Source organism: Herbaspirillum sp. GW821-FHT09A12, from assembly GCF_059418325.1.
Window position 1 is genome coordinate 606867 of sequence record NZ_JBWKPR010000002.1, and the last position, 22566, is coordinate 629432.

The 22566-nt window shown below is 63.0% G+C and carries 23 protein-coding genes; 11 read left to right on the top strand and 12 right to left on the bottom strand.

Translation table 11 applies throughout. From position 1 onward, the window contains the following. The first annotated feature begins 83 nt into the window (after positions 1-83). The 6 genes from AC07N6_RS07810 to AC07N6_RS07835 all read left to right on the top strand — a co-directional run bounded on the left by AC07N6_RS07810 (position 84) and on the right by AC07N6_RS07835 (position 6240). The gene (locus AC07N6_RS07810) at positions 84-431 is read left to right on the top strand and encodes a hypothetical protein (RefSeq protein ID WP_494779742.1); all 348 of its coding nucleotides are present in this window, start codon (positions 84-86) and stop codon (positions 429-431) included. 123 nt (positions 432-554) lie between these two features. After that, positions 555-3488, top strand: a complete 2934-nt coding sequence (locus AC07N6_RS07815) for an autotransporter outer membrane beta-barrel domain-containing protein (RefSeq protein ID WP_494779743.1) — start codon at positions 555-557, stop codon at positions 3486-3488. A 95-nt stretch (positions 3489-3583) separates the two neighbouring features. Beyond that, positions 3584-4027: a MarR family winged helix-turn-helix transcriptional regulator gene (locus AC07N6_RS07820; protein ID WP_494779744.1), complete on the top strand. Its 444-nt coding sequence runs from the start codon at positions 3584-3586 to the stop codon at positions 4025-4027. A 109-nt stretch (positions 4028-4136) separates the two neighbouring features. After that, entirely contained in the window at positions 4137-4703 is a 567-nt protein-coding gene (locus tag AC07N6_RS07825) for a cysteine hydrolase family protein (protein WP_494779745.1), read from the top strand. After that, the gene (locus AC07N6_RS07830; protein WP_494779746.1) at positions 4700-5026 is read left to right on the top strand and encodes a hypothetical protein; all 327 of its coding nucleotides are present in this window, start codon (positions 4700-4702) and stop codon (positions 5024-5026) included. Before AC07N6_RS07825 ends, AC07N6_RS07830 begins: the two co-directional genes overlap by 4 nt. Before the next feature lie 2 nt (positions 5027-5028). After that, positions 5029-6240, top strand: a complete 1212-nt coding sequence (locus tag AC07N6_RS07835) for an MFS transporter (RefSeq protein ID WP_494779747.1) — start codon at positions 5029-5031, stop codon at positions 6238-6240. 38 nt (positions 6241-6278) lie between these two features. Here the strand turns inward: AC07N6_RS07835 and AC07N6_RS07840 are convergent, their stop codons facing one another. After that, on the bottom strand, positions 6279-6899 hold the full coding sequence (locus AC07N6_RS07840) for an NAD(P)H-dependent oxidoreductase (RefSeq protein ID WP_494779748.1): 621 nt from the start codon (positions 6897-6899) through the stop codon (positions 6279-6281). A gap of 166 nt (positions 6900-7065) precedes the next feature. Between AC07N6_RS07840 and AC07N6_RS07845 the strand changes: the two genes are divergently transcribed. The 5 genes from AC07N6_RS07845 (at position 7066) to AC07N6_RS07865 (ending at position 12362) form a co-directional block, all read left to right on the top strand. After that, positions 7066-7965 carry an AraC family transcriptional regulator gene (locus tag AC07N6_RS07845; protein ID WP_494779749.1) on the top strand — a complete coding sequence of 300 codons (900 nt, stop codon included), beginning with the start codon at positions 7066-7068 and terminating at the stop codon, positions 7963-7965. Between the two features lie 228 nt (positions 7966-8193). Continuing rightward, the gene (locus AC07N6_RS07850; RefSeq protein WP_494779750.1) at positions 8194-8667 is read left to right on the top strand and encodes a (2Fe-2S)-binding protein; all 474 of its coding nucleotides are present in this window, start codon (positions 8194-8196) and stop codon (positions 8665-8667) included. A gap of 10 nt (positions 8668-8677) precedes the next feature. Then, positions 8678-10906 (top strand): xanthine dehydrogenase family protein molybdopterin-binding subunit, encoded by a 2229-nt coding sequence (locus tag AC07N6_RS07855; protein WP_494780260.1) that lies wholly within the window; start codon positions 8678-8680, stop codon positions 10904-10906. Positions 10907-10914: 8 nt separating this feature from the next. Continuing rightward, positions 10915-11979, top strand: coding sequence for an XdhC family protein (locus tag AC07N6_RS07860; protein WP_494779751.1), 1065 nt, complete (start codon positions 10915-10917; stop codon positions 11977-11979). A gap of 11 nt (positions 11980-11990) precedes the next feature. Beyond that, a complete protein-coding gene (locus AC07N6_RS07865; protein ID WP_494779752.1) occupies positions 11991-12362 on the top strand; it encodes a c-type cytochrome in 372 nt (123 codons plus the stop codon). Positions 12363-12416: 54 nt separating this feature from the next. Here AC07N6_RS07865 and AC07N6_RS07870 read toward each other — a convergent pair whose 3' ends face one another. From AC07N6_RS07870 to AC07N6_RS07920, 11 genes are read right to left on the bottom strand one after another with little or no spacing between them, the layout of a single operon-like run. Then, positions 12417-13550: an NAD(P)/FAD-dependent oxidoreductase gene (locus AC07N6_RS07870; RefSeq protein WP_494779753.1), complete on the bottom strand. Its 1134-nt coding sequence runs from the start codon at positions 13548-13550 to the stop codon at positions 12417-12419. Then, positions 13537-14952: an FAD/NAD(P)-dependent oxidoreductase gene (locus AC07N6_RS07875; RefSeq protein ID WP_494779754.1), complete on the bottom strand. Its 1416-nt coding sequence runs from the start codon at positions 14950-14952 to the stop codon at positions 13537-13539. The genes AC07N6_RS07870 and AC07N6_RS07875 overlap by 14 nt, the downstream gene beginning before the upstream one ends. After that, positions 14942-15331 (bottom strand): (2Fe-2S)-binding protein, encoded by a 390-nt coding sequence (locus AC07N6_RS07880; protein ID WP_494779755.1) that lies wholly within the window; start codon positions 15329-15331, stop codon positions 14942-14944. Before AC07N6_RS07880 ends, AC07N6_RS07875 begins: the two co-directional genes overlap by 11 nt. 37 nt (positions 15332-15368) lie before the next feature. After that, positions 15369-15734 carry a RidA family protein gene (locus tag AC07N6_RS07885; RefSeq protein ID WP_494779756.1) on the bottom strand — a complete coding sequence of 122 codons (366 nt, stop codon included), beginning with the start codon at positions 15732-15734 and terminating at the stop codon, positions 15369-15371. Positions 15735-15786: 52 nt separating this feature from the next. Beyond that, complete coding sequence (locus AC07N6_RS07890; RefSeq protein WP_494779757.1) at positions 15787-17196, bottom strand: FAD/NAD(P)-dependent oxidoreductase; 1410 nt, start codon at positions 17194-17196, stop codon at positions 15787-15789. Continuing rightward, a complete protein-coding gene (locus tag AC07N6_RS07895) occupies positions 17193-17504 on the bottom strand; it encodes a (2Fe-2S)-binding protein (protein ID WP_494779758.1) in 312 nt (103 codons plus the stop codon). The genes AC07N6_RS07890 and AC07N6_RS07895 overlap by 4 nt, the downstream gene beginning before the upstream one ends. After that, positions 17497-18603 (bottom strand): NAD(P)/FAD-dependent oxidoreductase, encoded by a 1107-nt coding sequence (locus tag AC07N6_RS07900; RefSeq protein WP_494779759.1) that lies wholly within the window; start codon positions 18601-18603, stop codon positions 17497-17499. The genes AC07N6_RS07895 and AC07N6_RS07900 overlap by 8 nt, the downstream gene beginning before the upstream one ends. Further along, the gene (locus AC07N6_RS07905; RefSeq protein WP_494779760.1) at positions 18600-19400 is read right to left on the bottom strand and encodes an ABC transporter permease; all 801 of its coding nucleotides are present in this window, start codon (positions 19398-19400) and stop codon (positions 18600-18602) included. Before AC07N6_RS07905 ends, AC07N6_RS07900 begins: the two co-directional genes overlap by 4 nt. Beyond that, positions 19397-20257 (bottom strand): ABC transporter permease, encoded by an 861-nt coding sequence (locus AC07N6_RS07910; protein WP_494779761.1) that lies wholly within the window; start codon positions 20255-20257, stop codon positions 19397-19399. Before AC07N6_RS07910 ends, AC07N6_RS07905 begins: the two co-directional genes overlap by 4 nt. Before the next feature lies 1 nt (position 20258). Continuing rightward, entirely contained in the window at positions 20259-21305 is a 1047-nt protein-coding gene (locus AC07N6_RS07915; RefSeq protein ID WP_494779762.1) for an ABC transporter ATP-binding protein, read from the bottom strand. A 24-nt stretch (positions 21306-21329) separates the two neighbouring features. Then, positions 21330-22358: an ABC transporter substrate-binding protein gene (locus AC07N6_RS07920; RefSeq protein ID WP_494779763.1), complete on the bottom strand. Its 1029-nt coding sequence runs from the start codon at positions 22356-22358 to the stop codon at positions 21330-21332. Positions 22359-22566: the final 208 nt, after the last annotated feature.

Here is a 22566-nt window from a genome sequence, read left to right on the forward strand (position 1 = left end):
CGAGATTCCGTAAGCTGATAACAACCTGACAACCGCCGTCACCGACCTGACGCTGGCAATCGGCCAATTGTTGCGCCGGCTGCGTGCTGGTCGCCTGCAGCGGCATTGTGGTCGGCCTATGGCGCCGGCGCCTTTCCCGTCCCCATCAATCCGGTTCGCACTCGCCCTTCTTGCCGGGGTGGATGCGCTGGCATCCTATTCTCGGCCTGGGCTTCGCTGCGATCACGTTGACCTGGATCTTCAGCGGCCTGATGTCGATGAACCCGCTGAACGTCTTCTCCCCTTCCTTGCTCCCCGATCTGGCCGGATATGCCGGGGCATCGCCGGGTGAGCGCCATCTCGATGCAAGTCCGCGCGACCTGCTGCTCGCGCTGTCAGGAGGTCAGGATGACGGAAGCCATTCCTTGACAAATATTGACGTTAATTATTAATTATTTACAATAAACGCTTGGCCGACTATCTTTTGACGCAAGCGTATGCATCACTCCCGGACGGCGCAGTCGGGCTGGCAATACGCACGTTGAACGGATAAATAAAAAAGGGGGAGCGGCAAAATGACACCTGCCACGATAAAGGACGGCGCCAATGCCGTCGGCTTTCGCAGGACCTTGTTTTGGACCACCGTGATCGCCACGCTGGTCGCCGCGACTGCGAACCTACCGCCAGCGTATGCGCAATCGGTGAGCAGTACCGGCGCCGTGACGCCTCCTGGTCCTGCTACGGCGTCGAACTGGACGGTTGGTAGTGACCTCTTTGTCGGGGATGGCGCCTCCGGTGCGCTGACACTTACCGACGGCGGTACCGTGAGCAGTGACTCCGGCACGATCGGGGTGAATGGCGGTATCGGTACGGTGACGGTCACTGGTGACGATGCCCTTGGCAATCCTTCTACCTGGACCAGTTCCTCTCAGATTACAGTCGGCAGCTCCAGCACGGGTACCCTGCTCATCCAGAACGGCGGCCTGGTGCGTAGTGGCGATGGAGTGATTGGCATTGACGACGGCTCTGGCCCTGCTACCGGCACCGTTACCGTTTCAGGCAGTGATGGCAGCGGCAGAGCCTCGACCTGGGCGATTGGTGGTGACCTCACTGTCGGAAATGGCGTGGGTGTGGTCGGTACGCTGACACTTACCGGCGGCGGTACCGTGAGCAACCAATTCGGCATGATCGGGATGGATGGCGCTACCGGTACGGTGACTGTCACTGGTGGCGATGCCCTTGGCAATCCTTCTACCTGGACCAGTTCCTCTCCGATTATAGTCGGCGGCTCCGGCACGGGTATCCTGCTGATCAATGACGGTGGCCTGGTGCGCAGTGACCAGGGATTGATTGGCTTTGACAACGGCTCTGGCGCAGGTACCGGCACCGTTACCGTTACAGGCCGTGATGGCAGCGGCAGAGCCTCGACCTGGGCCGCCGGGAATAATATCTATCTAGGTTTCTCGGGTACGAGCAGTGGCACATTGAACATTCTCGATGGCGCCGCGGTAACGACCAGTCTGCCAAACGGAGGTAATGCAGCTGGCTATGTCGGTTACGTCACCGGCAGTACAGGCATCGTCAATATTTCAAGCAGCACCGGCAACCTCTCGACATGGACGATCCGCGACTTCCTTTCTGTCGGTTACGACGGCTTGGGCACGGTAACCATCGACAAAGGCGGCCTGATCCATGTCGGCACCGATACCTATGTCGCCCGCTGGAGTACCTCCAGCGGAACACTGAGTCTGCTCGGCGATGCGAGTGGGCGCGGCATTCTGGAGACCGGCTCGGTGATCAAGGGCGCTGGCACCACCGCCGTTCTTGATCTCAATGGCGGTATTCTGCGTGCGACACGAAATGAAACCAATTTCCTCGATGGCTTCGGCGCACTGACCGTGGGCGCCGAAGGCGCCTGGTTCGATACCAACACGTACAATATTGGTATCAGTACGGTATTTAGCGGAACCTCCACTTTTAACAAATTAGGCCTTGGAACCCTGACCCTCACGGGCAACAGCGCGAGCTTCACAGGCAACACCGAGGTCCAGGCCGGGACGCTGCAGGTTGATGGCGTGCTAGGCGGCCCGACCAACATCGCATCTGCCGGCCGGCTGACCGGTACCGGCCAAGTCGGGCCGACCACCAACAGCGGCATGATCGCTCCTGGCCACAGCAACAGCTTCGGAACATTGACTATCGCCGGAAATTACACGCCTGCGGGCGGCGGCCTTGAGATCAAAACCCAACTGGGAGATGACAGTTCCCCGACCGATCGCCTGGTGATCACCGGAACCACCGCGGGCGTGACGCCAGTTACGGTAATCAATGTCGGCGGCCTGGGCGCACAGACGCAACAAGGGATTCAGGTGGTGCAAGTCAACGGCGCCTCAAACGGCCAATTCAATCTGGCCAATGGAAACTACGTCATCAACGGCCAATCCGCCTTGATCGCCGGCGCATATGGTTACGTTCTGCAGAAAGAGCAGGCCGACGGCGATTGGTATCTGCGCTCATCGCCGCTGGCAGCCGGTATTGCCGGCGGTGTTGCCGATAACGGCCCGCTCTACCAACCAGGTGTCCCTGTCTACGAAGCGTATGCGACGACGCTGCTGGGCTTGAGCAGCGTCCCGACTTTGCGCCAGCGCGTCGGCAATCGGCGTTATGATCCAACGGACCGCGACCGGAATGGCGTCTGGGGGCGCATCGAAGGCAAGACAAGCCACCTTGAACCATCGGCATCTACCAGCGTCAGCCATCAAGACATCGATAGCTGGCAGGCCCAGTTCGGCGTGGATCGCATCTTGTCCGGCGAGAAAGATGGCGCGCGCGTGGTGGGCGGCTTGACCGCCCGCTACGGCACCGCCGACACCCGGGTAGCCTCGATCTATGGCGACGGCAGCATCGACACCAAATACTATGGCGTGGGCACTACCCTCACCTGGTACGGCCAGCAAGGCGCGTATGTCGATACCCAGCTCCAGGCCACCTGGTCCAGCAGCGATCTGGGCTCCAGGCTCGCCGGCTCCCTGGTCAATGGCCAACTCGGACGCGGCTATGCCGCGAGCATCGAAGCCGGCATCGCACTGCCGGTCAAGGATGGATTCTCTGTCATCCCGCAGGCGCAGCTAAGCTATGCGTCGACCAGTTTCGGCTTCAAGGACCGGTTCAATGCGCAGGTCGACAGCGACAAGGGCGAAAGCCTGCAGGGACGACTTGGCCTCGCCTTCGATTACCAGCGTGGTGAAGCGGACGCTGCCGGAGAGCTGCGTCAGCTCAATGTCTATGGCTTGATCAATCTCAAGCGCGAGCTGCTCGATGGCACTCGGGTGATCGTGGCGGGGACGCCGCTCGAGACGCGTCAAGGACGCACCTGGGGCGGGCTGGGCGTTGGCGGAAACTATGCGTGGGGCAAGCGTTACAGCATCTACGGAGAAGTGACCGCCGACAGCGACTTCAAGGGCAGCTACTACGTATCTGCCACGACTGGCCTCAGGATGCGGTTCTAGATCCTGGCTCAGGCCACACCTCGTTTCTCCATATTTTGGGCTGAATATAAACAGGTAAACTTGCAAGTTACCCTGATTGTTTGTAGTATGTGTTCATGCCCAGACAGACTCAATCCCCCCCTCACCTGGAAACCGCCGTCACCGACCTGACGCTGGCAATCGGCCAATTGCTGCGCCGGCTGCGTCAGGAAGTTGACCAGGGCGGCCTGACCTGGTCGCAAAGCTCGGCGCTCGCCCGGCTCGATCGCAACGGCTCCATGACCACCGCCGAGCTGGCGCGCCTGGAAGCGGTCAAGCCGCAATCCATGGGCGCCACACTTGCCGATCTGGAGCAGGACGGTTTGATCGAGCGCCAACCGCACCCTACCGATGGCCGGCAATTGCTGCTGTCCTTGACCGCCAAAGGCATCGAAGTCCGACGCCAGCGCAACATCGCCAAGCAGCAATGGCTGCTGGCCGCCATCGCCAAACTCGACACCGATGAACAGCAAACCTTGATAGCGGCAACCGCACTGCTCAAACGCCTGGGCGACGTCTAGCGCCAGGCATTTTTACCTGTTTTTTGTACCACCGCCCCGTACCTGCAAGCGCCCTGTCGCCTGCGGCAGGCCGCGCACGACCATTTGAAACAACCGAAAGGCAACCGCCATGCCGATTACCACACTGGATCCGCAAACCGCGCTGGTCGTGATCGACCTGCAACAAGGCATGCGCTCGATGAAACTGATTCATCCCCTGCCCGAGATCGTCGCGCAGGCCTGCGACTTGATCGCCGCCTTTCGCCGCCATGCCTTGCCGGTGGTGCTGGTCAACGTTGCTGGCAGGCCGCCGGGGCGCTCCGAACGGGCGCCGCGCATCGATGCATTCGCGGCCGACTTTGCCGAACTGCTGCCGGAGCTGGATCGCCAGCCGCAAGACCATGTCGTCACCAAACATACGCCCGGCGCATTCACCAATACCGACCTGGAAGCGTATCTGAAACGTCAGGGCGTCACCCAGCTCGTACTGGCCGGCATTTCCTCCAGCAATGGCGTGGAGGCAACGGCGCGGCATGCCTTCGAGCTCGGCTTCAATCTCGGTTTTGCCATCGATGCCATCACCGACGGCGATCCTGAGGCCCATGCCAATAGCGTCACGCGGATCTTCCCCAAGCTGGGAGAAACCGGTACCGCCAAGGCAATCATCGACCTGCTGGATCACAAGGAGCGCGCATGACATCGTTACACTATCTGGCCTGTTTCTTCGGCGCGGCGTTTCTCGCCAATGCCATCCCCCACTTTGTCAGCGGCATGATGGGGCGCGCCTTTCAAAGCCCGTTTGCGACGCCGCCCGGTGAAGGGTTGTCTTCTTCAAAGGTCAACGTGCTGTGGGGCTTTGCCAATCTGGTGCTGGCCTATCTGCTTCTGGTGCGGGTAGGCGATTTCGATCTGCGCATGGGCGATCAGGCCTTGGTTGCCGGCGCCGGCTTCCTGTTGATGGGATGCTTGTCGGCGCATCTGTTCGGGCGCTTTCATGGCGGCCGCTTGCCCGGCGCCTGAGGATGGCGCTCGCGACATTCCGTTCGCTGCGGCTGTTCAACTTTCGGGTCTGGACGCTCGGGGCAATGGTCTCCAATGTCGGCACCTGGATGCAGCGCACCGCACAGGATTGGCTGGTGCTGACGCAACTGACACAGCACAGCGCCACCGCCGTCGGCGTGGCCATGGGCTTGCAATTCGGGCCGCAACTGTTGTTGCTGCCCTGGAGCGGTTACGCGGCCGACCGGTTTGATCGCCGCAAACTGCTGTTGTGCACGCAGTTCGCCATGTGCCTGCTGTCTCTGGCGCTGGGCCTGTTGATCGTGAGCGGGCTGATCCGGCTGTGGCAAGTGTATTTGCTGACCTTCTTGTCCGGCTGCGCCGCCGCCATTGATGCGCCGGCGCGCCAGACTTTTGTCTCGGACCTGGTCGGCGAAAACGATCTGGCCAATGCCGTGGCGCTGAATTCGACGTCGTTCAATATCGCCAGGATGGTGGGGCCGGCCGTGGCTGGATTGGTGATTGCGGCCGTCGGTTGCGGCTGGGCCTTCTTGTGCAATGCCGCTTCCTTTGCCGCCGTGCTGTGTTCCCTGCAGTTTCTGCGGCGGCAAGAACTGCATGACCACCAGCGCGCCGCGCGTGCGCGCGGCAATCTGGCGGAAGGCTTGCGCTATGTCTGGACGCGTCCGGACCTCAGGGCGATCTTGTGGATGCTGTGCCTGATCGGCACCTTTGGGCTGAATTTCCCGATTTTCATCTCGACCATGTCGGTCAAGGTGTTTCATGGCGATGCCGGCCAATACGGCGTGCTGACCGGCGTCATGGCGATCGGCACCGTACTCGGCGCGCTGCTGGCAGCCGGACGCGAGCGCCCTCATTTCAGGCTGTTGTGGATCGGTGCGGCGCTATTCGGGCTGGGATTTGTGCTGGCCATGCTGGCGCCGAGCGCCTGGGCCTTCGGCATCACCCTGGTCATCATTGGCGTGTCGGCGTTGACGTTCAGCAATGCCACCAGCAGCCTGCTTCAGCTCTCCACCGATCCCGTCATGCGCGGCCGGGTCATGGCGCTGCGCCTGGCCGTCGGGGTTGGCGCCACACCGATCGGCGCGCCGCTGGCCGGCTGGGTAGCCGATACATGCGGGCCACGCTGGGCCCTGGGCCTGGGGGCGCTGTCCGGCTTCGCGGCTGCCGCTATCGCGTTGCGCTGCATGGCCAACTATCCGCGACTACGATAGCGGCACATCTTCCCTCCCCCTCAGACGCTGATTCTTCCCTAGAAACACGTTGACTTGAGGTGCTCACGCAATCTCGCCATGTCGCGATCGATATCAGGTTGTTTCATGACATCGTGGCAAGAGAACGATGGCAGGATCTCGGCGCCGCAGAATTTGTAGTTGGCGGTATTGTGGACGAATACATCGTCAACTGTCTTTCCCTCGAACAAGAACTGCCGCGCGTCGCCGAATGCTTCTTGCGGGGCATTCCATGTCAAGGAGAGCATGTATTTTTTCCCTTGCATTTTGCCGCCGGTCCCATATTGCCTGGCAGGATCTTGCCTGGTTCGGCCATCGTCGACCAAAAGACTCTGTTGCATCAGGCCTGCCGTGAAAACTTCGTCGACGTATTTCTTGTATATCCAGGGCATGCCAAACCAGTAGACCGGCGATTGCAGAATGATGATATCGGCCCAGACGTGTTTCTGAACTTCAGCATCAATGTCATAGCCTTGTTCAATGTTGCTCAGTTTTACATTGAAGTTTCTCTTTTCCATTTCCCCCGTGATTGTGTCGACCATGGTTTGATTCAGTCGACCTGGGGAGATGCCTTCATAAAATTGGTGTGCGTTGATTATGAGTACGTTTTTCATCATCGATCCGGAGTGGTTGTGGCGCATGACCGCTATTCTGGATCCGATGACCGCATTCAGGTTTGCCGAATCCGATCGCCTTATTGCCTGATCTGACGAGTCATCGACAAATCCGAAAAAAGGCACGATTGCTGATGTTAGGCTGCTGCTTGATAATCAACCCCAGGCCGCATAAATGAAACCAGGAAGTGAAATGTCTTTGACCAATCAAGAGGGTCTTGCTCATTTAGTCGGCAAAATTGCACAAAATGATGGCGACTTCAGCACGTCGATTCCTGAACTGACGATCTATCGCCGCAGCAGGGTCACCGATCCAATGCCATGTATCTATGGGCTGGGGTTGGGCGTGACGGTGCAAGGCGGCAAGCGCGTCACCCTGGGCGACGAGATTTATGACTACGGCCCGGGGCAATCTCTGGTCACCTCCGTTGATCTGCCTGTCGTGTCGTATGTCACGCGTGCAGATTTCGATGCCCCCTATCTGGGAATGCGCATTGAATTCGATGCCAGGATGATCGCGCAGCTTGCTGCCGAGATGGATTTTTCCTCTTCCGCGAAAATCTCCGCCTCGCGGGCATTATCGATTGTGACGCTGGAAGACGGCCTCCTGGATGCGCTGATGCGATTGGTCAGGCTTTTGGGCGAGCCGCATCTGCTGGCACAGGTCGTGCCGCTGATACAGCAGGAAATCATCGTTCGGCTGCTCAATGGCGGGCACGGGCCAACGCTGCGCCATCTTGTAACGTCAGGCTCGCCGAGCCATCAGATTGCCAAGGTGATCGCCTGGTTGAAGCTGCATTTCACAGACAACGTGCCGATCGATGACCTGGCGCTAAAAGCGCACATGAGCCCCTCCACATTTCGGCAGCATTTCCGCGCAGTCGCCGGCATGAGTCCTTTGCAATACCTGAAAAGCCTGCGCTTGCAAGGCGCACGGCAACTGATGCTCAATGAGGATATCGACGCCAGCAGCGCCGCGCTGCGGGTCGGCTATGAAAGCGCATCCCAGTTCAGCCGGGAATACAACCGCTTGTTTGGCTTGCCGCCGCAACGAGACATCAAGCGCTTAAGGGAAGCATCCGGAAAGCTATAGCCAATTCAGCTAAAAATTTGTTGAAATAGGCAAGAGATGTGTCAAAACCGGCAAGAATGTTTCGCAGACAAGCGTGCATACTTCCATGGTTTGAAGGGCCTCGCTCCCTGTGCATGCAATATTGGCGGAGCCTTGCCCCCGGTAATCGCTGTTTGAGTTCGGACAATGCGTTCAGACAAGCGCAACTAGCCAGCCTCCTTCCTCACTCACCCTGGAGAATAGCCCGCCATGAGTACGCTCAACATCAACGGTCGCCAACACACCGTCGACGCAGATCCCAGCACCCCTATTCTCTGGGCCTTGCGCGACAACCTTGGCATGACCGGCACCAAGTTCGGATGCGGAGCCGCTTTGTGCGGCGCTTGCACGGTACATCTGGAGGGCCAGCCGATCCGCTCGTGCGTCACCCCGATTTCCGCCGCCGAAGGCAAGGCGATTGCGACGATCGAAGCCGTCACCGACGGCAGCGATCCCGTCGGCGCAGCTGTACATGCGGCATGGCTTAAACACGATGTGGCGCAGTGCGGCTATTGCCAAAGCGGCCAGATCATGAGCGCAACCGGATTCCTGAAATCCTTGCCTCGCGGCACGCAGCCCAGCGTTGCCGATATCGACTCAGCCATGGCGGGCAACATTTGCCGCTGTGGCACCTATGTCCGCATTCGTGCTGCGGTGGCCGATGCCGCCAAAGCCCTGGCCTGAAGGAGCTGCCATGTTGCCCAATGTCGATTACCGCGAAATGCCGCGTGCCTTGCAATACCTGCTGGAACGGGAGCAAAACGACGCGGCGCCGGTCTTGCCGCGCCGCACTTTCCTCAAACTTGCCGGTTCGATAGGGCTGGCTCTGGGCGCCTTCCCTCACCTGGCCATGGGACAAGCCGGCAACCCGCTCAAACCGACTGAGCAACCGGCCGCCTTCGTACAAATTACGCCCAATGGCGAGGTGATGGTGGCCGTCAATCGACTGGAATTCGGTCAGGGAGTGCAAACGGCATTGCCGATGATCCTGGCCGAAGAGCTGGATGCGGATTGGACGCTGGTGCGGGCCCGGCATGGTTCAAACGACCCGGCCTACATCGATCCGCTATTTGGAATTCACCTGACCGGCGGCTCGAATTCGGTAAAAAACAGCTTCACGCAATATCGCGAACTCGGCGCCCGCGCCCGCGCCATGTTGCTCGGCGCCGCGGCCGCGCGCTGGAATGTCGATGCAAGCGCCTTGCGCACTGAAAGCGGCTGGGTGCTGGGCCCAGGAGGCCGCAAGCTGAGCTACGGCGAACTGGCGGAAGCCGCGATGGCGTTTCCCGTGCCCGAAAAAGTGACGCTGAAAGATCCCAAGGATTTCCGCATCATCGGCCGCCCGACGACACGCCTGGACGCACGCGACAAAAGCAGCGGCCGGCAACAATTCGGCATCGATACTCGCCTGCCCGGCCAATTGACTGCCGTAGTGGCGCGTCCGCCGATGTTCGGCGCTCGCCTGGCAGCGGTGGACGACAGCGCGGCGCGTGCCGTAAAGGGCGTCAAGGCCGTCGTGCGTGTGCCGCTGGACCGGGGCGCCGAAGGCGTGGCCGTCATCGCCGACGGTTACTGGCCCGCCAAGCAGGGACGCGACGCGCTCAAGCTGGAATGGGATACGTCAGCCGTCGAGAAAGTCGATAGCGAAAAGCAGCTCACGCAATACCGCACCCTTGCCACCCAACCCGGCCCGCGCAAGTTCGACGCCGACATGACGCCCTTGGCAACTGCGCCGCATCAGTTGGACGCCGAATTTGTCTTCCCCTACCTGGCGCATGCCGCCATGGAGCCGCTCAACTGTACCGTGGCGCTCAAGGATGGACGCGTCGGGATATGGACCGGATCTCAATGCCCGGGCCTGGATGGCGCCGCGGTTGCCCGTGTATTTGGGGTGAAGCCGGAACAAGTGGATGTCCATGTGCAAATGGCGGGCGGCGGTTTCGGTCGCCGCTTCTCAAGCGGCAGCGACTTTGTCGTCGAAGCGTGCGAAATCGCGAAGGCAGCCCGCGCCGCAGGTTTCAACGTCCCGGTGCGCACGCTCTGGAGCCGCGAAGACGACATGCACGGCGGCTACTACCGGCCCATGCACCTGCACCGCGCCCGCATCGGTTTCGATGCGCGCGGCAAGGTGCTGGCTTGGGAGCATGTCATCGTCGGTCAATCCATCACTACCGGCTCCGTCTTTGAGCAGTTCCAGGTCAAGGACGGCATCGACGGCACGGCCACGGAAGGCATGCGCGACCCCTATCCCATTCCGATGCGCCTGACGGTGCACCACCCTAAGCTGAATGTGCCGGTGCTGTGGTGGCGCAGCGTTGGTTCCACGCACACGGCGTTCGTGATGGAAACGCTCATTGACGAAATCGCGCGCAGCACGAACCAGGATCCTGTCGCCTACCGCATGCAGCTGTTCGGAGACAAGCACGCGCGCCACCGGGCAGCCCTGCAATTGGCCGTGGACCAGAGCGGCTACGGCAAGCAGCAATTGCCTGCCGGACGCGCCTGGGGCGTAGCCGTACACGAGGCCTTCAATTCCGTCGTGGCGTATGTGGTGGAAGCTTCGTTGCAAGATGGCCAGCCGGTGTTGCATCGGGTAACCGCCGGCGTGCACTGCAATCTCGCCGTCAATCCACGCACGCTGGAAGCGCAGGTCCAGGGCGCGGCGATCATGGGGATGTCCATGTGCCTGCCGGGCGCCGCCATCACGCTCAAAGATGGCGTGGTGGAGCAAAGTAACTTCGGCGACTTCACCGTGGCGCGTATCACCGACGTTCCGGCATTCAGCGTAAACATCGTGCCGAGCGCAGATCCACCGACCGGGATGGGCGAACCGGGCCTGCCGCCGTTAGCGCCGGCATTTGCCGCCGCCATTGCCCGGCTAACCGGAAAACCCTTGCGTCAGTTGCCATTCAAGTTGGCGTAAGCACCGGCATGGACGATCTTGACACGCTGGTATTGCGCACTGCCGTGGGCTGGCAAAAGGCCGGCTTGCCGGTCGTGCTGGTGACTGTTGCCCGGACCTGGGGCTCTTCGCCGCGACCGCCGGGATCGTTGATGGCGATCAACAGCCGCGGAGAAACCATCGGTTCGGTCTCCGGCGGCTGCATTGAAGACGACCTGATTCTACGCATCCGGAACGAGGGAATGCAGGCGGTTTGCGCAAACAGCTTGCCATCCTTGCTGCGCTACGGCATTTCTGCGGACGAAGCGCACAAATTCGGCCTGCCTTGCGGCGGCACGGTGGAACTGGTGCTTGAGCCTGTCTCGGCAGACAGCAGATTGGAAGATCTCCTGGCGGCATGCATGCAAAGGCAGGCCACCGAGCGTGTCCTCGATCTGGGCAGCGGGAGAGTCGAATTGCGCCAGGGCCGTCGCGATGGCGTTGCGCTATTGGACGAGAAGCGCTTGACTACTTATCTGGGGCCGCAGGTTCGCCTGATCCTGATCGGCGCCGGCGATCTCTCGCGCTATGTGTGCCAGATCGCATTAGGCCTGGGATTCGAGGTCATCGTCTGCGATCCGCGAGAGGAATACCGTGCCAGCTGGCAACTGGATGGCGTGCTGGTCAGCCGTGAAATGCCAGACGATCTCATCTTGCGCCTGCAGCCCGACGCACGTACGGCGGTCGTTGCGCTGACGCACGACCCCAAACTGGACGACCTGGCGCTGATCGATGCGCTTCAGTCCAATGCCTTCTATGTCGGCGCCATTGGTTCTCGCCGCAACAGCGAGAAACGTCGGGAACGGTTGCGACTCCACTTTGGCATGACGGACTCCGTACTCCGGGATTTGCATGGGCCGGTGGGCTTATACATCGGCAGCAAGACACCGGTAGAAATCGCACTGTCGCTCATGGCCGAGATTGTCGCCGTCAAAAACGATGTTCCATTGAACCCATCAACACAAGTCATGGCCGGCAAGTCTCGCGGCGAGACACAACGCGCAAGCATGCAGGAAGCCCCCGGGCAGAACCAATCGGCCCCCACTCTCCCCTAGGAAAAACCGACATGATCGACTCCCGCAGGCAAAGAAAAAGCACGAGCAGCATTGCAACGATCAAGTGGGCCATCGCCGCCCAGGTCGTGGCGGGAGCCTGTGTTGGCGCATTGCTGCCAACACAGGCCCTCGCCAGTCAAGCGCTTGCCCAGAAATACGCATGCATGGCGTGCCACCAACCCAAGGCCAAGGTGGTTGGCCCTTCCTGGCAAAGTATTGGCGATCGCTATGGCCAAGGAAAAGCCACTGCCGAGCAACTGGCCGCGAGCATAAAGGCTGGCGGATCTGGAAAATGGGGGCCAGTGCCCATGCCCGCGCAAAATAAAATTCCTGACGCAGACCTTCAGGCACTTGCCCAATGGATACTCGATGGCGCGAAGTAAATAGACTGGATCATCAGATTGCAGATTGGGATTAAGGCCCACGGCGTCCGGCATTCATTCTGCAAAGCGATCCACCGCAAACGGCGCGATTGGCAAGCTGCTGCTTCCATTCAGGACCAGCTCGGAAACAATCTTTCCCCCGATGGGGCCAAGTTCGAATCCATGGGCGGAAAAGCCGAAGGCGTGAACCAGGTTGGGCGCCTTGCGGCTCAGGCTGATCACCGGGATGTCGTCCGGCATGAAGGCTTCGACGCCGGCCCAGGCGCGCACGATATTGACCCCGCGCAGATGCGGGAACAGGTCGGTAACGGTCTGGGCGCTGGTCGCCAGCTGCATGAAGTCGACCTCGCCGAAGCGGCGCACCACGTCGGCGGCGCACTTCAAGGCGCCGCCGATGAGCACCGTACCGTTGCCGAACTGCTTGAACGACAATGGCCGCCCTTGCGCGCCGACTACCGGGTCGACGAAATGCGGCACGCGCTGGGTGATCATCAGCATCAAGCCTTGCGCCCGCACCGGTACCGTTTCACCGACCTGGCTGGCGAATTCCCCGGACCAGGCGCCGGCCGAATTGACCAGCCACGGCGCCGTGAATACCCCGCGCGGCGTGGTGACCTGCCACAGGCTGCCGATGCGCTCGATCTTTTGCGCCGGCGTGTTTTCATGGAAGACCGCCCCCTGGCGCTGCGCGGCCAGGCGGAAAGCGGTCACGGCGCGATAGGGAACGGCATGGCCGTCATCCTTCGCCCAGATGGCGCCGACCACGTGATCGGCCACCGCCGGCAGAAGTTCGCGCACATGGTCCGGGCCGATCATTTCTTCGTTGGTAAACCCAAGGGCATTGAGTTCGGCCACGCGCTTGCGCTGCGTTGCCAATTCCTGTTCGGTCTCGGCGATCTTGATCTGGCCGCTGTGCACGAAGGTGCCGTCCTCGCCCAGCAACTCCGGCAACCGGTGCCACAGCTTCAGTGATGCGACGGCCAGCGGCACTTCGGCATAGTGGCGCCCCAAGGTGCGCACGCCGCCGGCGTTCACGCCCGAAGCATGCCGCGCGCAATACTCCGCTTCCAGCAGCATGACTTTCACGCCCGCGCGGGAGAGGTGGAAAGCGCTCGAGGTGCCATGAAATCCGCCACCGATGACGATGACATCGCTGCCCGTCGGCAGCGCCGCGTTATTTGGCTTCATGCGCCAGCTCTCCCAGGGTGAGCGGTTGAATCGGCGGGCGGATGCGGTAATAGCCGGTTTCGCCGGGCGCCACGCCGCGCGCCTCGGCGATCACCTCGGTGACCGTGAGGCCGCATAGCCGTCCCTGGCAAGGTCCCATGCCGCACCGGCCGTAGCTCTTCACCTGGTTGGGGCCGGCGCAGCCGAGCTTCACGTAGCCGCGGATTTCGCCGGCGGAGACTTCCTCGCAGCGACAGACGATGGTGCCGTCGGCCGGGATGCGGTTCTCTTGCCTGGGCCGATACAGCGCGTCGAGGAACGGACGGATGAACAGGTGCTTGCGCATGCTTGCGCGCAGCGGCGCCGCCAGCCGGTCGCGTTGCGGCGCCGGCAGCTTGCCAAGCTGGGCGACGGCGGCCAGGCTTGCCAATTCCCCCTGGATGGCGGCCACCGCGGCGCCGCCAATGCCGCGTCCGTCACCGGCGACGAAGATACCTTCCACATCGAGTTCGCCCCACTGGTCAGTGACCGGAAGCCAGCACAGCTGGTCGTCGCTCCATTCATGCGCTGCGCGCAACGACCATGAGAATTGCGTATTGGGGACCACCCCTTGATGCAGCAGCACCAGCGGCGTATCGATTTTGTGCAGGCGCCCCCTGCAGACAAAGCCCAGCCCGTCGACCTTGTCGTCGCCCAGCACATGCAGTTCGGACGCGCTCCGGTAGAACGGCACGCCGGCATTGCGCAACGCGGCCATCAGCGACAGCCCCTTGCCGAGGTACTTCCAGCCGGCCAGCGCGCCGCCGGCGAAGCGTATCGCACGGCGATAGTCGGCGCCGCCGGTGGTGTCGACGATGGCGGCGATCTTCACGCCGGCGCGAAGGTATTGCCAGCCGAGCAGATAGAGCAGCGGCCCGCAGCCCGCCAGCACCACCGGCTGCGACGGCGCCATGCCGGAGCCCTTGAGCATGATCTGCGCCGCCCCGGCAGTCATCACGCCCGGCAAGGTCCAGCCCGGGATCGGAAACGGCCGCTCCATGGCGCCGCTGCACAGGATGACGCGGCCGGCCTGGATCGCCTGCACCCGCCCCTCCAGCAGATAGTTCACTTGGCGCCCGGTGGTCACCTGCCAGACCGATGCGCCGCTCACATGGCGCGCACCGCAGTTGGCAAAGGCCTTGGACAGCGCGGCGCCCTCGGCGTAGTCCGGCCCCAGGATTTCCAGGCGGCCGGCCGGCGCGCTGTCGATTCCGCGATAAACCTGTCCGCCGGGCGCCGGCTGCTCATCGAGCAACACCACATGCGCGCCATGTCGGCTTGCCGCTATCGCGGCAGCCATGCCGGCAGGCCCCGCGCCGATCACCACGATGTCGGCTGGTTCGGTATCAAAGACCACGGTCTTGCCGCCGGCATTACCCGCCATGAGATGCCTCCATCGATTGCGCCGGATTGCCGTCGTTGCCGGGCGACTCGGGTAAGGTATCCTGCGTGCGGGTCTGCATTCCCGGCCTGAGCGGCGCCAGGCAGCCCTGGCGGTTCGCTACGCCGTCGATCTCGAGCAGGCATTCGAAGCACGCCCCCATCAGGCAGTAAGGCGCCCTGCCGGCCCCGGATACCGGGGACTTCCGGAAGCGCCGGACGCCGCCTGCCAGCAAGGCCGCGGCGACGCTGCCGCCAACCGGGACCTGCATCCGCTCACCGTTGAAGATGATCTCGACCGTCGCCGTCGACGATGCGCCGGCGTTGCCCAAAGGCTCAAACAGGGATTCGGTAGACATGGCTGGAGAAGATGAATACGTCATGAATACATCATGAATACGTTGTCGGCTGCAGCGATACTCAGCCCGCGGCCGCCACGACGGTCATCTCGACCAGAAGATTGGCCGCGCCAAGCCTGGCTTCGACGGTGGTGCGCGCCGGCGCGGCGCCGGCGGGAATCCAGGCGTCCCACACGGAGTTCATCGCGCTGAAGTCGTCGATATTGCGCAGGTAGATGGTGGTGCTGAGGATGCGGTCGCGCGTGGCGCCGGTCTCCGCCAGCAAGCCATCGATGCGCGCCAGCACTTCCCTGGTCTGGACCATCACGTCGCCTTCCGCGGCCGGACTGTTATTGGCGGTCTGTCCACATAGATAGACCAGCCCACCGTGGGTGACGATCTTGCTCATGCGGCCGTTGGTGTGCTTTCTTTCGATGATGCTCAACATGTTCTCCTGGTTAAAAATCGATTGAGGGAGGGATCGCGAGATTGCGCATGGCTCAATGGCCTTCCTGCCGAACCATGTCCGGATCGGCCAACGCCGCCAGCGAGGCCAGCGGGATCGGCTTGAGCGGGGTGCGCACGCGATAGGCGCCGACCTCCGCCGGCGGCTTGCCCAGTTCGGCGCTCAGGATCTGCGTCACGCTCAGTCCGCACATGCGTCCCTGGCACGGCCCCATGCCGCAGCGGCTGAAGAACTTGGTCTGGTTGGGGCCTTGGCACCCCAGGCGCGCCATCTCGCGGATGCGGCCCGCCGTCACTTCCTCGCAGCGGCAGACGATGGTCTCGTCGACCGGATTGGCCAGCCATTGCGGCGGCCGATACAGCGCATCGAGGAACGGCCGGATCTTCATCTGCCGCTGCAGTTGCAGGCGCGCGGCGGCCGACTGCGCCTCGAATGCGGCGTCACTCAATCGCCCCATGGCCCTGGCCGCACCCAGCGCCGCCAGGGCGCCGCCGGGCTCGGCCGCCTTGGCGCCGCCGATGCCGGCGCCGTCGCCGGCGATCCTGAAGCCGCGCAGCGAGGTCTCGCCCCAGGCGTCCACCACCGGCCGCCACGCCAGGTTGACGTCATCCCATTCGTGGTCGACGCGCAACTGGCGGCTCAACTGGGTATTCGGCACCACGCCGTGATGCAGCAGCACCACATCCGCCCCCACCTGCTGCGCCTTGCCGTCGACGCGGAAGGACACGCCTGCGGCGCGCCCCTCGCCGGTGATGCGCACATCGGTGGCGGCGGACACCATCGGCACCTTGGCGCGGCGCAAGCGCCACAGCATCCTGAGGCCCTTGATCAGGTAAGCCGGCACCGCCAGGGCGCCGCCCAGGTGTGCCATCGCTTTTTGCCGGTTCTCGGCGGGCGCGGTCTGCACGATGGCGGCGACCTGCACGCCGGCGTCCAGCAACTGGCAAGCCACCAGCAACAGCAACGGCCCCGCGCCGACCAGAACCACCCGCCCTTGCGGCACGGCGGCCGACGTCTTCAGCGCGATCTGCGCGGCGCCGGCGTTGAGCACGCCCGGCAGCGTCCAGCCCGGCACCGGCGATGGCCGCTCCATCGCACCGGTGGCGGCGATCAGCTGCGGCGCACGCACGCGAAACGACTTGCCGTCCTGCTGCACGGTGAGCGTCAGGTCCTCGGCCACTTCCCAGACCAGCGCGCCGAAGCGGCGGTCGACCGCGGAACGTTCCAGGCGCTGCGCCAGCGTGCGGCCGTGCAGATAGTCGGGGCCCAGCAGGCGGCCCACGCGCTCCGGCGCCACGGTGACGTTGCGATAGATCTGCCCGCCCTGGCGCGGCTGCTCATCCAGCAGCAAGGTCTTCAGGCCCTGCGCGGCGCCGGTCATGGCCGCCGCCATCCCGGCCGGGCCGGCGCCGATCACGATCAGGTCATGCGTGAACTCCATCATGTCGGTGCTCCCGGACGAGGCGCGCCCTCCGGCAGCTGCACTTGCATGCCGGCCTGCACCTGGACCATGCACGACTGCATATTCTGCCGACCGTCGACCGCCACCAGGCAATCGAAGCACACGCCCATCAGGCACAGCGGCGCCCGCGCGCTGCCGGACACCGCCGTATGGCGGAACGGCACCACGCCGGCATTGAGCATCGCGGTGGCCAGCGGCTCGCCGGCGCGCGCCTGGAACGCCTGGCCGTTGACGAAAATCTCGACCACCGGCCGCGTGTCTTCCGCCGCGCTCAACATTGTCTTAAACATCGAATCGCCCCGCTATGAAGGTGGAAATCTCTGCCGGCGGCCGCGCGCCGCGTATCCAGTCGGCGACCGGGCCGGCGTGGTTGGCCGCCAGCGTGATGCCGCTGTGGCAGGTGGCGAGGAAGGCGCCGGGACATTGCCTGGATTGCTCGTAGATCGGGAAGCCGTCCGGCGTCATCACGCGCAAGGCGCCCCAGGTACGCACCAGGTTGACCTGCTCCAGCAGCGGGAAGTACTTGCACGCACGCCGCGCGATGTAGGCCAACTGGTCGATGCTGGTGCCTTCGTCGAAACCGGCGTCTTCTTTGGAGTCGCCGATCTGCACCACGCCTTCGCCGGTCTGGCGCACGCGGCCCGAGGGATGGCGCAGGAATGGCTGCATCCGCTCGGTCACCAGTACCTGGCCGCGATTGGGTTCGAGCGGCGCCTTCAGCCCCACCAGCGGCGCCAGCTTGCGGTTACCCAGGCCGGCCGCCAGCACCAGCTTGCCCGCCACATGCTCATCGCCGTCGGTCCAGGCATGGAACGCGTCGCCGCGATGTTCGATACGGCTGCAGTGAACGCCGTTGCGCAGCTCGCCGCCGAGTTGCCGGAAGTTTTGCACCAGCGCGCGCAGCAGGCGCAGCGGGCTGACGTGGCCATCCAGCCCGCCGTAGACGCCGCCCACGACCTCGGGGCCGATGTGCGGGGACAGTTCCTTCAGGCTGCGCGCATCCAGCACCTCGAACGGATAGTCGCCGCCGAGCGCGCTTTGCAGGCCCGCCAGCTTTTGCGCGTAGCCGCGCAGTTCGTCCTCTTCCAGGAAAAACTGCAGGCCGCCGATCTGCGACAGCTCCAGCTCGACGCCGGTGGCCGCCGTCAGGCCTTCGGCGAAGGCTCCCCAGCGCTTGACCGAGGCCATGCTCCAGCGGGCGTAGTCGGGCTTGTCGATGCCCTTGCCCTGTACCCACACCAGGCCGAAGTTGCCGCGCGCCGCGCGGAAGGCGTCGTCGGCGCCGTCCAGCACGCGCACCCGTTCACCGGCCTTGGCCAGGCCGTAGGCGATCGACATGCCCACGACGCCGCCGCCGATGACCAAGGTATCGATATCAGGCAAGCTCATGATGTCTTTCCAGCGAGAATACGGTCCAGTCCATAGAAGCGATCCAGGACCACCATCAGAATCAGTGTCAGCACGATCAATACCGTCGACACCGAGGCCAGCAAGGGATCGATTGTGTTGGCGATGTGGTTGTACATTTTTACCGGCAGGGTTTCGGTGCCGGCGGAAGCGACGAAGATCGACATCGTCAGTTCGTCGAAGCTGTTGATGAAGGCGATCAGCCAGCCGCCCGCCACACCCGGGATGATCAGCGGCAGCTCCACCCGCCGGAATACCGTCCATGGCGATGCGCCCAAGGCCTCGGCCGCCTGTGCGATGCTGCGGTCGAATCCGGTGGCGGCGGCCACCACCAGGCGCAACACGTACGGCAGCACGATCACGGTATGCGCCACCGTCAGGCCCCATGCGGATCCGGACGAATCGATCAGCGTCAGGAAGCGCAGGATGGCGATGCCCAGCACCACATGCGGCACCATCAGCGGCGACAGCAGCAGGCCCAGCACCGCGTCGCGCCCGGGGAAGCGATGCCACGCGATGGCCATGCCGGCCGGCACCGCCAGCACCGTGGCCCCGGTGGCCGCCGCCACACCCAGCCACACGCTGCGGTAGAAAGCATCCATGAAGCTGTCGTCCTGCAGGATGGCGGCGTACCAGCGCAATGACGCGCCGTCGAACGGCATCGAGATGAAGCCCTTGTCGGTAAAGGACACGAAGACCACCACCACCAGCGGCGCCAGCATGAAGGCCGCGAACAGCCAATGGAACAACAGCAGCGAAAATGGCGTGCGGCGGTTCATTGGAACACCTGTTTGTAACGGCGTTCGACCAGGCGGTTCACGCCCAGCGAGACGGCCAGGACGATGATCAGCAAGACCACTGACAAGGCCGCGCCCAGCGGCCAGTTGAGGTTGCCGAGGAATTCATCGTAGATCGTGGTCGGCACCACCTTCAGGCGCCGGCCGCCGATGATCGCCGGCGTGGCGAAGGCGCTTGCGGCCAGTGAAAAGACGATCAGCCCGCCCGACAGCACGCCGGGGATCACCTGCGGAAAAACGATGCGCCGCAAGATCGTGAATAGCCCGGCGCCCAGCGACTCGGCGGCCTGTTCGGTGGCGCTATCCAGCTTTTGCAGCGAGGCCCACACCGCCAGCACCATCAGCGGCACCAGCACATGCACCAGGGCGATCGCCACGCCCGTGAAGGTGAACATCATCTTGATCGGCTCGCTGATCAGGCCCATCGACAGCAGCAGCTTGTTGATCACGCCTTCATTGCCGAGCAGCACCGCCCATCCCAGCGTGCGCACCACCACCGAAACCAGCAGCGGCCCCAGCACGATCACGATGGAGACCGCGCGCCACTGCGGCGACAGCCGGCTCAGTACGTAGGCTTCCGGCACGCCGACGGCGATGCAGATGGCGGTGACGACCAGGGCCATGCCGAAGGTGCGCAGGAAGATCGTGTAGAAATAGTCATCGCTGGCGATATCGATGTAGTTGGCCAGGGTCAGGTGGTCGCCGGTGGCGCCACCGGCGACGAAGGGAAAGAAGCTCAGCGACAGCGTCACCACCAGCGGCAGCGCGACGAAGGCGAGGATGGCCAGCGCGCCGGGCGTGGAGAGCCAGTAAGGAAGTGCGCTCGGTTTGGCTCGCATGTCAGGCCTCCTTGGCCGGCACCAGGCGGGCGTGTTCCGGGGCCCAGCGCAGACCGACTTCCTGCCCTTCCGCCGATTGCGGATGGCCGCTATTGGCGTGGGTGATCTGTACCATGCCCAGCGGGGTCTCTACCTGGTAGAGCCAGTGGTTGCCGAGGAATACGCGGGCGCTGACCCGGCCTTGCAGGAACGCCGCATCGGCGCTGGCGAATTCCAGTTTTTCCGGACGGATGATGTATTCGACCGCCCCCAGCGTGGCGTGGTCATTGATCGGCAAGCGACAGCCCCTGACCTCGATGAACGAGTCCGCCTGCCCGCGCGTCGCCTCGAAGACGTTGGCCTTGCCCAGGAAGGTGGAAGAGAAACGTCCGTTGGGTTGTTCGTACATGTCGAAGGGGCGGCCGATCTGCTCGACGCATCCCTTGTTCATCAGCACCACCCGGTCGGACAAGGTCATGGCCTCGGCCTGGTCGTGCGTCACCATGATGGTGGTGACGCCGACCCGGTGCTGCAGGGCGCGCAACTCGATCTGCATCTCTTCGCGCAGCTTGGCGTCCAGCGCGCCCATTGGCTCGTCCAGCAACAGGACCGGCGGCTGGATCGCCAACGCGCGCGCCAGCGCCACCCGCTGGCGCTGGCCGCCGGAGAGTTCCTTCGGATAGCGTTGCGCCATGGCGCCAAGATGCACCAGCTCCAGCGTCGCACTCACCCGCCTGGCGCGCTCGGCCGACGGCAGCCGCTGCATCTCCAGGCCGAACGATATGTTCTCGGCCACCGTCATGTGCGGGAACAGTGCGTAGTTCTGGAACACGATACCCAGGCCGCGGCTGGCCGGCTTGACGCCGGTAATGTTCTTGCCGTTGAGCAGGATGCGGCCGGTCGTGGGCGGCACGAAACCCGCAATCATCTGCAGGGTGGTGGTCTTGCCGCAACCCGAAGGGCCGAGCAGGCTGATGAATTCACCTTTTTCGACCGCCAGATCGAACTGCCCGACCGCGCTCACGTCGCCGTAACGCTTGGACAGGTCTTGCAACGTCAGAAAGCTCATGAAGTGTGCCCCGGTTCCGGTCGATCAGCGCTCAACCGCGCGGTTCCAGCGGTTGGTCCACTCGGCGCGCTTGGCATTGATCACGTCGTAGTTGGGGGCGATCAGGGCATTGACCTTGTCCGGGCCGGACACCACGCGCTTCATCACCTCCGGCGGCAGCTTCACGTTCTTGTTGACCGGGCCGTAGCCTTGTGTGGTGGCGAGGATGGTCTGCACTTCCGGGGTCAGCAGGTTCTGCACAAACTGCTGGCCCAGCTTGGCCTGCGGCGCGCCCTCAATGACACAGGCGGACGTCATCAACGCCACCGCGCCTTCTTTGGGATACACGAACTCCACCGGCGCCCCCTGGTCGATGACCGACTGCACGCGGCCATTGCCCCACACCACCAACGCGGCTTCGCCGGTCTGCAGCATCTGCGCCATCTTGCCCGGCGAGGGCTCCCATGCCAGCACGTTGGGGGCGATCTTCTTGATCATGGCATCGAATCCGGGATCGATCTTCTCTTCGCCGCCGCCGTTCAGGCGCGCCATCATCACCAGTGTCAGCAGCCCATAGCCATTGATGATCGGCGGGATCACCACCTTCTGCTTGTACTTCGGATCGCTGAGGTCTTGCCAGGAAGTGGGCGCCTTCCAGCCGTTCTTGGCAAATACCTCCTTGTTATAAGCCAGGCCTGTCGCCACGAAGCCGGTGCCGACCGACTTGTCGCCGATCATCCGCGCATTCTGGTACACATCCTTGATGGAGGCGTCGTCGAGCTTGGTGCACAATCCCTGCCCCACCGCTTGATACATCGGGCCGTCATCCATCATGGCCACGGACATTTCCTGGCGGCTCTTCTGGGCTTGCAACTTGGCCAGGATATCGGTCGAGTTGCCCGGCACGTACACCACCTTGGCGCCCGTCTTTGCCTCGAAGGCGGGAATGATCTTTTCCTTGAAGGCTTGCTCGACCGAACCGCCATAACCGCCGACGTAGATTGTCTCGGCCGCATTCGCATCCAAGGCCGCGATCATTGCCAGCGCCGCCATTACACCAAAAGTTTTGCGCATCACCAGGTTCCCTTTACAAGTCAGCATGAAGAAGAATTGCCTTAGGTAATAACTGCGTTGCCGCTAAGGTTTATACAGTTTATGCATTACCCCCGATTGCAAATATTAAAATTTGATATGCTGCTTATGCCTAAATGTTATACGTTCTTTCGCGGTGCGGAATTCACCTGAAACCCTATGTAAATCCCCTCAAAGAGGCGTTGTTGCA